This is a genomic window from Streptomyces sp. PCS3-D2 (assembly GCF_000612545.2).
In the GTDB taxonomy this organism is placed as follows: Bacteria; Actinomycetota; Actinomycetes; order Streptomycetales; family Streptomycetaceae; genus Streptomyces.
Genome location: NZ_CP097800.1, coordinates 888,614 through 900,987, shown reverse-complemented (window position 1 = coordinate 900,987; position 12,374 = coordinate 888,614). Strand labels below are relative to the sequence as shown.

Here is a 12,374-nt window from a genome sequence, read left to right as displayed (position 1 = left end):
TACCTTGATCGCTAAATCGGTCTAAAGGTGCGGAAGAGTTCTGGCCAGCGATCACCGGCCTCGGGGAGTGGGCCACAGGCCATTGGCCGTATGACTGCGGAGCGGCGGTTGATCGCTTGGCATGGTGGTGAACAAGCCTGTCGGTGGATCGCGGTACGCCACGCGACCCACCACTTGGCCGGCGCCCATCCACGTCGTCGCGACGCTCGCACGTTGCGGCTGGGCCGGCCCAGGGTGCCTTTCGCGGAGCGGGTCATGCCCTTGGTGTTGAGGGTCTCCAGCGCGATCTCGCTGTACTGCTGGACGAGCCGCTTGGAGATCAGGTGCAGGCCGGTGACGCGGCGGGCGGCGAGCTGCGCCTGGAGCCTGGCCACCCGGTCCCGGGCGTCCTGGAACCCCTTGGACTGCTGCCGGGCGCCCTTGACGTGGCGGCGGGCCATCTGGCGCTGCGCCCGGGCGAGTTTGCGCGCGATGTTGTCGTGGTGGCGGGGGTTGCCGACCAGTGAGGTGCCCCCGGCGGTGTGGACACTCTGACAATGGATCTTGCAGATCTGGGGAAGGGTGTCCTGGTGGGACGGAAGTCTCCGTATCCGGCGGAGTTCAGGAACGATGCGGTCCCGCTGTATCGCGCGGGGGGTGGGAAGCGTACGTATGCGGCGGTGGCGGCGGATGTCGGGGTGACTGGTGAGACGCTGCGGAGCCGGGTGCGTCAGGCCGACGAACAGGCGGGTCGCCGTCACGGCCATGGCGAGCCGGCTGGAGAGAGCCGGGATGAGGAGCTGGCCCGGCTGCGGGCGGAGAGCGGCCGGCTGCGCAAGGCGGAGAAGGAGTGGGAACTCGAGCGGGAGATTCTGCGGCGGGCGGCGGCCTATTTCGCGAAGGAGATGAAGTGAAGACCCACCGCTGGGACTTCGTCTCCGCCCACGCCGAGGTCTTCGGCGTTCAGCGGATATGCCGGGTTCTTCAGGTCTCGTGGTCGGGTTACTACCGGTGGATCGACGGTGCGAAGGCCCGAGCGGAGCGACAGGCCGCTGACGACGCCCTGGTCGCGGAGATCCGCGAGGTCCACACCATGCACAAGGGAACGTACGGGGTGCGCCGTGTCCATGCCGAGCTGCGGGGATTCGGGCATGCCGTCAACCGCAAGCGCGTCGAGCGGCTGATGCGCCTGAACCGGATCGAGGGCCGTCACCTGCGTCGGCGCAAGCGCACCACGGTCCCGGACCGGCTCGCCCCGCCCGCCCCGGACCTCGTCCGCCGTGACTTCTCCGCCGGGCGCCTGGACGAGAAGTGGTGCGGCGACATCACATATGTGCGGGTCGGCGGGTGGTGGCTGTATCTGGCCTGCGTCCTGGACGTCTGCTCACGCCGGGTGCTCGGCTACTCGATGGCCTCGCATATGCGTGCCGAGCTGGTCATCGACGCCCTGACGATGGCGGTGACGACCCGCGGCGGCCACGTGGACAGGGTGGTCTTCCACGCGGACAGGGGTTCGCAGGCCACCGCCGCCGCGTTCGCGCAGGTCTGCGACGGTTTCGGGATTCGCAGGAGCATGGGCCGGGTCGGCTCGAGCTATGACAACGCCCTCGCCGAGTCGTTCTGGCAGGGACTCACGAGGGAGACGATGCACAAGAGGCCGCTTTCGACGATGCGTCAGGCGAGGCTGGAGATCTTCCAGTGGCTCACCTACTACAACGCCCGCAGGCGCCACAACGCACTCGACTACCTCTCGCCGGTGGAGTTCGAACAGCAGCATCTGCGAGCGGCTAAACTCTCAATCGCGGCATGAGCCCCTGTGTCCGCACTCCGGGGGACGCCTCAGTCCGTGGAGCACCCCGGGGGCTCGGCAGCGGCAGCCGGTGCCAGTGCGGGGGTTGACATCGATGTCGGGACATCCGTGCGGGCGGTCTCCGGGCCGTCGGGTTCGAGCAGCCCATGCCGGTGGGCGAGGTAGCCAAGCTGGAAGCGGCTCGTCGCACCCAACTGGCGCATGATGGCGGAGACGTGACGCTGACAGGTGCGCACCGAGATGCCGAGGGCGCGGGCCGTGACGCGGTCGTCGTCGCCCCCCATCAGGTGCCGCAGTATGGAGCGTTTTGCCTGGTCGGCGACATCCTGGATGAAAGCCTTCTCGCGCGGTTTGCCGATGTGCTCGCCCGTCGCCCACAGCACGTTGAACATCTCGGCGACGAAGGCGACCAGTTCCGGGCTGCGAACGAGCAGCGCCCCGCCCGTCGGTTCCTGGAAGGGGAGTGCGAGCAGGGACCGGTCGAAGACCAGGCAGCCGGCCAGGCCGCCGGAGACCGTTCTGGCTTCGGCACCGAGAGCCGCCAGCTCCTCTTCGTACCGCACGGTCGGCGGGTCGAAGCGGGCCGAGTGCTGGTACAGCGTGCGCACGCGGACGCCCCGGGAGAGCAGGTCCCGGTCCCGGGCGTGGCGCAGCCCGGCCGCAGGCAGGGGGCCGCCCGGCTGCGCGCAGAGCACCTCCTGCGTGCATGCGGCGGACTGGCTGTCGATCATGCGCTGGAGCTCCTCCGATGACTCGATGCGCTCCAGCGGCGGTCCCGCCAGAGTCCGTTGGCGTGAGGCGTGCACGATGGCCAGTTCCGCGAGCTGCCCCCGCATGCGCAGCAGGTCGAGCTGGGCTCCCTGTACGCGCTCCTCCCACCGTTTGAGCAACTGCGCCGATACGTCGGTGGGGTTGGTTGCCGCGAAGCAGTCGGGGCCGACCTGCTGGACGAGGCCGCTGGAGACGAGGACGTCGAGACTGCGGGACCGGGTGAGCACCTGGTCCGACTGGAGGGGGCCGTGTTCCGCGAACTCCCGGTAGAGGTCTATCTCTTCGGGTGTGAGCTCGCGGGGTCGGTCACGGTCCTGTGGGCGTGTCAACGCGGCTCGTGTCATGTGGCTGCCCTCTCGTTCGCATCCGTCGCAATCGCGATGCTAGGAGACTCCGCCCCGGCCCGCCGCCCCGGGAACGTGTATCGGCCACGCTTCGGGTGTGCGGATACCGGCCGGAGAGTGGCTCAAGATCCTTGAAACACCGGGCATCTCGGTGAGCGGCATGCGGAGATGGGCTGGACTCGAGGACCGCTCGGGTATGGCCGGAACGTGCGCAGGGCTGCCAGAAACTTGCGGCAAGTTCTTGCTGTCGTCTTTCCGACAGTCGCCAAGACGACAGTCGTCCCCCATTGGCGGGGGGCTGCCCCGCCCCCGATGCTGAGCGGGACGCGCCGATCCCGGCTGCGCGCCGTGTAGCAGGAGGGGTGCGTTCAGATAATTCCGAGATGACCGGCCGGCCCCGCCCGTCGGAGCCGCCGGGTCGACTGCCGGGCTCAGTCCTCCGCCGGGTGGACCACCTCGACTCCCTGGTCACGCAGTACTTCGACCGCGGGGGAGTCCGCGGGGGCGTCCGTGACGACGAGGGCGATCTCCTTCATGGAACAGATGCGGCCCAGCGCCGCACGGCCGATCTTGTCGGCGGTCGCGACCAGGATCACGCGCTGCGCCGAGGCGACCGCCGCACGCTTCACCTGTACGTCGTCGAGGTTGTAGGCGGTCGCTCCCTGAACGGGGTCGACGCCGCAGCACCCCAGGATGAACGTGTCGAAGCACAGGTCCTTGAAGGTCTGCACGGGTGTGTGGCCGTAGAAGGACAGCTCCTCGGGGCGCACCTGCCCGCCGGGCATCACCAGTTGGATGCCCGGGAACGCGGACAGGGTGAAGGCCGCGTGCAGTGAGAGGGGTGCGACGGTGAACTGGCGGTCCGCCATGGACTTTGCAATGGCGACAGCCGTCGTGCCCGTGTCCAGTGCGACGGTCTCGCCGTCGGTGAGCAGTTCGACCACGGCGTGTGCGAGGCGCTCCTTCGCCTGCGATCCGGACATGGCCCGGATCGCGTACGGGGGCTCGACGCCGCCGGGCAGGCTGCTCACGGCGCCGCCGCGCACCCGGCGCAGGGCCCCCCGGGACTCGAGTACCTCCAGGTCCCGGCGGATGGTCATCTCGGACGCCCCGGTGGCCTGGGCCAGCTCGGCCACCGTCGCGCGGTTCTGCTGCATCAGCAGTCCCACGACGAACTTGTGCCTCTCCATCACGTTCATGTGTCTGCTTTTAGCACAGATGCTGCGGCGGGGCTTCTGATGCGCGTTCGCACACCTAAACTGTTGAAACGAACATTGCAGATGTGTAACGTGAGGGGAACGGTGTGAACTTCATGCTGTTGTGAACGTTGATCGTGTTCATTCGGCTATGACCGATGAGGAGAGCCATGACTGCCACCACTGAGGCCGATCTGCCGGAAGGGGGGAAGCCCCTCCTCAGCACCGTCGCGATCGTCGCGTCGTGCATGGCATTCGTGGTGATCGGCGCCCTCCAGGCGCTCTACGGTCCGGCGATCCCCGCACTGCGGGACGAATTCGGCATCAGTCCGGCCGTGGCCGGGCTCAGCCTCAGCGCGCACTTCGTCGGCGCCCTCCTCGGAGTGCTGATCTATCACCTCCTGCGGGGCCGCCTGAACAACCGGGTGCTGCTCGGCGGCTCCTACGTACTCATGGCCGTAGGTGCGGCCGTCTTCGCCTTCTCCCCGAGCTGGACCCTCGCCCTCGCCGGCACGTTCGTCATCGGCCTGGGCTTCGGCGGCATCGACTACGGACTCAACCAGCTCTTCGCCGTCGGGTTCGGCCACCGCAGCACCGCCATGCTCAACCTACTGAACGGGCACTTCGGCATCGGCGCCATCGCCGGCCCCGCCCTGATCGGCTGGCTCGGGGCGGACAGCTACCCGGAGATCTTCGTCGGCACCGGCGTGGTCAGCCTGCTGATCCTCGTCACCCTCGGCGGGGTGGCCCTCCGGGAGCCCGCCCCGGCCCCGGCGGAAGGCGCCCCAGCGGGCGGCGCGCGGGTGCTTCCGATCATCGCGGTGTTCATCGGGATCTACGTCCTGCACGTCGCCATCGAGACCGGCGTCGGAGGCTGGGAGCCCACCCACCTCGAAGCCGTCGGATACGGCGCCGCCACCGCCGCGACCGCGACCTCCGCCTACTGGGCCGCCATGACCATCGGCCGGTTCGTCGCCGCGCCGATCAGCCTGCGCTGGTCCGCGCCGTCGATCCTCACTGTCTGCTGCGCCGGTATGGCCGGCTTCCTGCTCCTTGCGACCGTTCCGGCCTTCGCCCCGTACGCCTACCTCGGAGTTGGCCTGATGATCGCGCCGATCTTCCCGACCTGCCTGCCCTGGCTGAACCGCGCCGTGCCCGGCGTGGCCGCCGCCGGCGCCTATGTGATCGCCGCCTCGATGATCGGCGGCGTGGCCTTCCCGCCGGTGCTGGGTGCCGTGATCGACGCGATGGACGTCAAGACGGTGCCGCTGCTGCTGTTCCTGCTCGCCGTCGTCTGCGGCGTGCTGAGCCTGTGGCTGCGCCGCAACGCCCCCGACCCCGGCGGCGTGTCCCGCCCACGGGACCCCGGGCGTGCGGAATCCGTCACCACACTCTGAAACCCGTACAACGCAACGTGAGGAACCGAAGGATGAAAGCCGTCCTCTTCGACATGTTCGGTGTCATCGCGCGTGTCCAGTCGCCCGAGTCCATCACCGCTCTGGAACGCACGGCTGGTGGCGACCCCGACCGCTTCTGGGCGGCGTACTGGTCGCAGCGGCCCCCCTATGACCGCGGCGAGGTCACCGGGCCCGGCTACTGGCAGGCGGTCTTCGCGGACCTGGGCATCCCGCTCGACCGGCGGCTGACCGAGGAGCTGACCGCCGCTGACCTCGTCAGCTGGAGCGAGGTCGACCAGCGAGCCGTGGACCTCCTCGGCGACCTCGACGACAGAGGGTTCGTGCTCGGCCTCCTCTCCAACATCCCCGAGGACCTGGCCGTCCGGTACGAGGCCACCCAGCCGTGGCTGGAGCGGTTCGCGGTCCGCGGACTGTCCTGCCGGATCGGCAGCGCCAAGCCCGAGCCCGCCGCCTACGAGTGGTGCGTGCGCGAGCTCGGACTGCCTCCGGAGGAGATCCTGTTCGTCGACGACCGGGCCGAGAACGTGCACGCCGCACGCAAACTGGGCCTCCACGGCCATGTGTTCACCTCGCCCGAAGGGGTGCTGGACGCGCTGGAGGCGGCGTTGACGTGACGACGCTGGCGCAGTTCTACGCCCTGTGCGCCGCCGCGCACGGCAGCTTCCCGCCACCGCGCCGCGAGACCGAGACGGGCAGGGGCCTCGCCGGCGCGATGCTCCTCCAGGGCGCGCTGGCCGGCTGGCTGGACCTGTCCGGCGACCGGGTCCGGCTGACAGGGCGGGGCCGAAACGGCGACCCGGTGCTGGACGCGTTCCTGACGCATATCGAGGCCTCCGCCCGGGACCGGGCGCCGTCCGACTGGGTGGAACGCCTGGGTCCCGCGGCGCTCGCCGCCCCCCGCCCGGGGAGGTACCCGGGCGGCGGGCAGTCGCCCGGCGGGCGAGCAGGCATCCGGCCCCCCGAAGCGCTGAGACGGGTGCGGCGGTCGGTGGAGGACCCCGACCGCTCCGCACCGCACGCGGTGGCCGCGGGCGCCCTGATCGCGGCGTCCGGACTGCACGACCTGTGCTGGCCCGGCCTGACCCGGGACGAGGCGTCCCGGCGCACGCTGCGGGCCGTAGCCGCGCTGGGGCCCGCGGGGCTGCCCGCCGCCCGTGCGGCGACGGCGGTGTCCCATTCTCTGACCGGCTCCGCCGGCGCTCTCGCATTTCCCGGATAGGGAATTGGAGAATCCGGATCGTAAAAGAGATCCACATCTCCAAAAGGTCGCTTGTCAGGGCGAGTTGGGATGTGATCTTATGAAAGAGAAGGCGCCGCCGTGAGATCCCCTGTCTGCATCGGGTGAAATATCCAGGCCGCCCCCCACCGGCAGCAAGCCGTAGCCCAATTCTTTTCACTTGGACGCGAGTTGCATTCCGCCGTCCATACCTCAACGTTCACGAACGACCCGTGTGAGAGGGACCGATGGAAACCAAGGATGTCACCGAGCACATCTATTACCCCGTCAGCGACTACAAGATGGCGCGGGGTGAGGGTGTCTACCTCTACGACGAGGACGGGAAGAGCTACCTCGACTGCGCGTCGGCCACGTTCAACCTGAGCCTGGGATACTCCCACCCGGCCGTCGTCGCCGCGATGAAGGACCAGCTCGACAAGGTGGTCCACATCACCTCCTCCTACCAGAGTGAACCGGTCAACGGCCTGGTCCAGCGGTTAGCGGAGGTTTCCCCGGACAACCTGACGAAGGTGCACCCCAAGGTCTCGGGCGGCTCGGCCGCCAACGAGGGCGCCATCAAGATGGCCCAGATGGCCACCGGCAAGTCCGAGGTCATCACGCTGTTCCGCAGTCACGTGGGGCAGACGATGATGATGACGTCGATGTCGGGCAACGCGTTCCGCCGCGAGCCGTTCCCCAACCTCTTTCCCGGCACCCTCCAGGTCCCCGACCCGTACTGCTTCCGCTGCTTCTACGGGCAGAAGGAGGGCTCTTGCGGGATGATGTGCGTGGACCGGCTCGACGACTTCGTCGAATACGCCAGCTCCGGCCGGGTCGCCGCCGTCCTCATCGAGCCGATATCCGGAAACGGCGGCAACATCGTCCCGCCGGACGGCTACATGCAGAAACTGCGCGCCTTCTGCGACGAGCAGAACATCGCCCTCATATTCGACGAGATCCAGACGGGCATCGGTCGTACCGGCCACATGTTCGCGGCCCAGTACTTCGACGTCGAACCCGATGCCATCACCACGGCCAAGGGCCTCGGCGGATCGGGCGCGCAGGTCGCCGCCATCATCACCAACGAGCGGCTCGCCGGCCTCCCCGCGAACCACCACTCGTTCACCTACGGCGCCAACCTGCTGGCCGCCGCGGCGGCCAACGCCACCCTCGACATCGTGCGGCAGCCCGAATTCCTGGCGAACGTCACCCGCACGGGTGGTTACATCATGGAACGCCTCCACGACATGAAGCGCCGCTACCCGCAGATCGTGGACGTCCGCGGCGTCGGACTGATGATCGGCTTCGAGATCGCCGAAGCCGACGGCAGGCCCGCCGTGAAGCTCACCAACCACCTGGCCGCCCAAGCCATGGACCACGGCCTGATCCTGCGCACCTCGCGGTACGGCTACGGCAACGTCCTCAAGATCCGCCCGCCGCTGATCCTCACCATGGACCAGGCCGAGGAGATCTGCGACAAGCTGGAGAACCTCTTCCTCTCGGAGCTGGCCCGATGACCGCCGACAACCCGATGAAGCGGCTGCTCGTCTCCCTCGGGCAGCACGTCCGCGCCGAACTCCTCGCTTACGAGGCCACCGGCCGCGAACGCAGCGTGCACGGCGACTCGCCTGGCGGCGACGCCCAGTTCGACGTCGACGAGGTGGCGGAGAAAGCCGTACTGGACTACCTGCGCGAACACGCCCACGTACCCGCGGCGCTCTACACCGAGGACGGCTCCTACGTCGAGCTCGCCCCCGACCCGCAGGTCCTCCTGGTCGTCGACCCCATCGACGGCACCCGTCCCACCTCGGCCGGTCTCGAAATGGGCATGGTGTCCATCGCGGCCGCCCCCTACGGGGACGGCAAGCCCACCCTCGCCGACGTCGACGCCGCCTGCCTGGTCGAGATCAAGAGCGGCGCGTGGCTGTACGGCGACGACACCGACGGCCTCGACAGCGGCGGATTCACCACCCCGGTCCCGCGGCTGAGCCGGAACACCGACCCGACCCACATGTTCTGGTCGATCGAGTTCAACGGCCACCCGATGGACCTGATGACCCAGGCGTACGGCCACCTCGTGGACAGTTCGGCCAACACCGGCGGCATCTTCGTCTTCAACAGCAGCACCTTTTCCATCTCCCGCATCATCACCGGGCAGCTCGACGCCTACGTCGACATCGGCAACCGCGTCCTGCGCGACCACCCGGACACCGAAGAGGCGTTCCTGCGCGTCGGCCGCGGCTCGATCCTGCACCTCTTCCCCTACGACATCGCCGCCGTCGTCTACCTCGCCCGGCAAGCCGGCGTCGTCATCACGGACGCCTACGGCGACGACCTCGGCTCCACCTCGCTGGTGGACCTCGGCCCGATGAACCAGAAGTCCTGCATCGCCGCCGCCACCCCCGAGCTCCACAAGCAACTGCTCGACACCATCCGCTGGGACCTGGGCCGCGCCGCCGCCGCGCCCGTGACGGAGGAATCATGAAGGCGCTGACGCTGACCGCAGACCGCACGCTCGCCCTCGTCGACCACCCCAAGCCGGAACCCCTGGCCGCGGACGACATCGTCATCCGCGTCACCCAGAGCGGCATCTGCGGTACCGACCGCAGCGTCCTCGTGGGCAAGTTCCCGGCCGAGACCGGTGTCGTCATGGGCCACGAGGCCGTCGGCGTCGTCGACTCCACCGGCCCGGGCGTCACCCGCTTCGCCGTCGGCGACCGGGTCATCGTCAACCCCACCCTGTACTGCGGCAACTGCCCCACCTGCCTCGAAGGCCACTGGAACTTCTGCGGCCGCAAGGCCGGCACCGAGGTCGGCCTGGACTACGACGGCTCCTTCGCCGAGTTCATCCGCCTCCCCGAGCTCTTCTTCCACGCCATCCCCGAGGACATGGACTTCGACCGCGCCGTCGTCGTCGAACCGCTCGCCTGCGCACTCAACAACATCGATGCCGGCCGCCTGGCGGCGGGCGAGACCGCCGTCGTCGTCGGTGGCGGCCCCATGGGCGTCGTCACCGCCATGGCCGCCCAGCGGTACGGTGCCACCGTCCTCCTCGTGGAGCCCGACCCCGTACGCGGCCGGCTCGGCCAGGAGATCTTCGACGCCCCCGAGTTCGGAGGCCGCGTCACCGTCCACACCCCCGACGACCCCGCCCTCACCGAGCGAGGCGACCTCGTCGTCGACTCCGTGGGCAACCTCCTGGAGCAGAGCATCGGCTACGCCGCCGTTCGCGGCCGCGTCGTCGTCATGGGCTTCAACAGCAACGCCTCCGCCACCGTCCGGCCGCTCACCCTGCTCCAGCGCGGCCTGCAGATCATCGGCGCCGGCGACTACAACAGCATGATCTTCCCCAAGGCCGTCGAGCTGGCCCGGCAGCTGCCGCTGGAGCGCGTGGTCACCCACCGCTTCGCCCTCGCCGACCACGAAGAGGCGTTCAAGGCCCTCGCCGCCGTCCCCGGCGCCGAGTACACCGCCCTGAAGGTCGTCCTCGTACCTCCGCACGAAGGGGCGGACGCATGAGTCCCACGCCGCGCGCCGCACTCGCCGAGGCGCTCGTCCCCGGCACCCGCCGGCCCGTCGTCGTCGGCGAGTACCCCTACTACCGGGCCGACCCCGCCAACTGGGCCGCCAACCTGCGCGAACTGCGCGCCCTGGGCGTTGACGTCGTGTCCTGCTACCTCCCCTGGCGCTTCCACGAGACCGGCGGGCCCCTCGGCGAGGGGGGTCCCTCCTTCGACTTCACCGGGAAGACCGACCCTCAGCGCGACGTCGTCGGACTGCTGGAGCTCGCCGCGGCCGCCGGACTGGGCGTCCTCCTCAAGCCCGGCCCCTTCATCCACGCCGAGGTCCAGCTCGGCGGGCTGCCCGACCGGCTCTGCGGCCCCGGACACACCCCCTATCAGGGGCTCGACGGCACCGTCCTCACCTCCCAGGGCAAGCCGCTGCCCAGCCTCCTCGACCCGGCCGTCCAGGCCGAGACGGAGACCTGGCTGAAGGCCGTCGCCGACGAGGTCGTCGCCGGGGCCACCGCCCCCGACGGCCCCGTCGTCGCCCTCCAACTCGGCAACGAAGGCACCTGCGGAGACGCCCACCTCCCCGTGGACGCCCAGGACGCCTCGCCGGCCGCCCGCCGCGCCTTCGCCCACTGGCTCACCGGCCACGGCCTGACCGACGAGGCCGCCCTCGCCTCCGAGGACGTCACCCGGTGGACCAGCGCCACGCGACAGCTGTGGTCCCGGTGGTCCGGGCACGGCATCGTCGGCCTGTGGGACCGGATCTCCGCGCTCTTCCCCGAAGGCCCGGCCCGGCTGGCCAACGTCCCCCTCACCGGGGTCACCGCACCGCGCGCCGCCTTCGACGCCTGGGCAGCCCGGCAGCGCGCCATCCAGGGCTCCGGGTACTTCGTCGGCCACACCGAATGGATCGGCAATCCGGCGCGGGAGACCGCCGCCTTCGGCTCCCACCTGGCCGGGATCCTCCTCGGCGGCACCGACGTGGTCGAGGCGAACTGGGGCTTCACCTGGACCGACGCGTCCTTCGCCCGGCCGGCGACCCCCGTCTTCAACGCCCTGCTGGCCCTCCTGCTGGGCTCCACCACCATCAGCGTCTACACCGCCTGCGCCACGGAGAACTGGGGCCCCCTGGTCGACATGGACCCCGACGGACTGCGCGCCGAAGGTGTCGATCCCGGCCTGCACGCACCGCCGTACACCCCGGGTGCGCCGCTCGCCGAGGCCGGCTCCCACCAGGCCAACGCCGAGGGCCTGCGGCTGCTGGCCGCGTTCCTCGAACGCCACGGTGACCTGCTGACCGGCAGCGTCCTGGACCGCGACGCGGTGGTCCTCGTAGACCGGGCCCTGCCCCAGACCGGGGCCTGGCAGCGCACCGGCGGCACGGTCCTCGCAGAGCTCGCCGACGCCGTGCACCGTCAACTGGCCGACTCCGGGCGGCTGATCGGTCTCGGCTGGCTTGACGAGCAGCCCGCGCCCGCCGCCGACGGCACCCCCGTCCCCGTCGCCGTGCTGCGGGCCGGGCACCCCGAGGGCGACCTCCCCGGCGAACTGAGGCTCCCGGCCGACCAGCCCGCCGGGGGCGCGGTCGCCGCGTTCGTCGCCGCGTTCGCCGCCACGCTCCCGGCCCCGGCCGGGCCGCGCTGGACCACGGCGCACGGCCGGGCCCGCGTCCTGAGCCGCTCCGGCCCCGGCGGCGTCCGCGTCATCGGCGCGTTCAACCCCACCGACGCGGACGACCGGGTCACCGGCAGTGGTTGGACGCTGGAGCTGCCCGCCGGCTCCGCCGCGGTCCTCGTCACCCAGGACGGCGCACTCACGGGCTGGCTCGCCACCCCCGCGGAGCCGTCCACGACCCCCGTCGCCCTCATCTGGGCCGGCGAAGAGGCCGACGCGAAGCGCGTCACGGCCTCCTGACACCCCGGGCGGCGGGGAAGCGTACCTGACAGCGCGCTCCCCGTCGCCCGGTCCTGGCCGGCGGCAGTTCTGCCGACGGTGTGGAGTCCGGCGCCGTGTGTGTCGCGGTCTCCTGGGGTCCGGGGCGGCGGGCAAGTGCACCTGACAGCGCGCCCCCGCCGCCCGGCCCTGCCCGGTGCCGGCCCGCTGATCGGCCTTCGCCCGGCCTCGGTAC

Annotated in this window: 11 protein-coding genes; 8 read left to right on the top strand and 3 right to left on the bottom strand. The window is 70.3% G+C overall.

Annotated elements, in window-relative coordinates:
• Positions 1-11: 11 nt before the first annotated feature.
• Positions 12-542, bottom strand: coding sequence for a transposase (locus AW27_RS03790; protein ID WP_304949954.1), 531 nt, complete (start codon positions 540-542; stop codon positions 12-14).
• Between the two features lie 27 nt (positions 543-569).
• Here AW27_RS03790 and AW27_RS03785 point away from each other — a divergent pair.
• Positions 570-1,789, top strand: a protein-coding gene (locus tag AW27_RS03785) for an IS3 family transposase (protein ID WP_106967528.1) whose coding sequence is annotated in 2 segments (ribosomal slippage) — positions 570-825 and positions 825-1,789 — 1,221 coding nt in all. Because the reading frame shifts where the segments join, the coding sequence is not laid out codon by codon here.
• A gap of 29 nt (positions 1,790-1,818) precedes the next feature.
• Here AW27_RS03785 and AW27_RS03780 read toward each other — a convergent pair.
• Positions 1,819-2,889: a helix-turn-helix transcriptional regulator gene (locus AW27_RS03780; protein WP_052030071.1), complete on the bottom strand. Its 1,071-nt coding sequence runs from the start codon at positions 2,887-2,889 to the stop codon at positions 1,819-1,821.
• 446 nt (positions 2,890-3,335) lie between these two features.
• Positions 3,336-4,103: a DeoR/GlpR family DNA-binding transcription regulator gene (locus AW27_RS03775; RefSeq protein ID WP_037916443.1), complete on the bottom strand. Its 768-nt coding sequence runs from the start codon at positions 4,101-4,103 to the stop codon at positions 3,336-3,338.
• A gap of 167 nt (positions 4,104-4,270) precedes the next feature.
• On the opposite strand from AW27_RS03775, the gene AW27_RS03770 reads away from it, so the two are divergent.
• The 7 genes from AW27_RS03770 to AW27_RS03740 all read left to right on the top strand — a co-directional run bounded on the left by AW27_RS03770 (position 4,271) and on the right by AW27_RS03740 (position 12,160).
• Entirely contained in the window at positions 4,271-5,497 is a 1,227-nt protein-coding gene (locus AW27_RS03770) for an MFS transporter (RefSeq protein WP_063890544.1), read from the top strand.
• A 32-nt stretch (positions 5,498-5,529) separates the two neighbouring features.
• Positions 5,530-6,132, top strand: coding sequence for an HAD family hydrolase (locus tag AW27_RS03765; protein ID WP_037916447.1), 603 nt, complete (start codon positions 5,530-5,532; stop codon positions 6,130-6,132).
• On the top strand, positions 6,129-6,737 hold the full coding sequence (locus AW27_RS03760; protein ID WP_037916451.1) for a GPP34 family phosphoprotein: 609 nt from the start codon (positions 6,129-6,131) through the stop codon (positions 6,735-6,737). Before AW27_RS03765 ends, AW27_RS03760 begins: the two co-directional genes overlap by 4 nt.
• Before the next feature lie 245 nt (positions 6,738-6,982).
• A complete protein-coding gene (locus AW27_RS03755) occupies positions 6,983-8,251 on the top strand; it encodes an aspartate aminotransferase family protein (RefSeq protein WP_037916454.1) in 1,269 nt (422 codons plus the stop codon).
• Positions 8,248-9,219, top strand: coding sequence for an inositol monophosphatase family protein (locus AW27_RS03750; protein ID WP_236647463.1), 972 nt, complete (start codon positions 8,248-8,250; stop codon positions 9,217-9,219). The genes AW27_RS03755 and AW27_RS03750 overlap by 4 nt, the downstream gene beginning before the upstream one ends.
• Entirely contained in the window at positions 9,216-10,253 is a 1,038-nt protein-coding gene (locus AW27_RS03745; RefSeq protein WP_037916456.1) for a zinc-dependent alcohol dehydrogenase, read from the top strand. Before AW27_RS03750 ends, AW27_RS03745 begins: the two co-directional genes overlap by 4 nt.
• A complete protein-coding gene (locus tag AW27_RS03740; RefSeq protein WP_037916459.1) occupies positions 10,250-12,160 on the top strand; it encodes a beta-galactosidase in 1,911 nt (636 codons plus the stop codon). The genes AW27_RS03745 and AW27_RS03740 overlap by 4 nt, the downstream gene beginning before the upstream one ends.
• The last annotated feature ends 214 nt before the right edge of the window (positions 12,161-12,374 follow it).

Coding starts and splice junctions, on each gene's coding strand:
- AW27_RS03775 (WP_037916443.1), bottom strand. CDS start 4,103: ATGAACGTGATGGAGAGGCACAAGTTCGTCGTGGGACTGCTGATGCAG.
- AW27_RS03770 (WP_063890544.1), top strand. CDS start 4,271: ATGACTGCCACCACTGAGGCCGATCTGCCGGAAGGGGGGAAGCCCCTC.
- AW27_RS03765 (WP_037916447.1), top strand. CDS start 5,530: ATGAAAGCCGTCCTCTTCGACATGTTCGGTGTCATCGCGCGTGTCCAG.
- AW27_RS03755 (WP_037916454.1), top strand. CDS start 6,983: ATGGAAACCAAGGATGTCACCGAGCACATCTATTACCCCGTCAGCGAC.
- AW27_RS03750 (WP_236647463.1), top strand. CDS start 8,248: ATGACCGCCGACAACCCGATGAAGCGGCTGCTCGTCTCCCTCGGGCAG.
- AW27_RS03745 (WP_037916456.1), top strand. CDS start 9,216: ATGAAGGCGCTGACGCTGACCGCAGACCGCACGCTCGCCCTCGTCGAC.
- AW27_RS03740 (WP_037916459.1), top strand. CDS start 10,250: ATGAGTCCCACGCCGCGCGCCGCACTCGCCGAGGCGCTCGTCCCCGGC.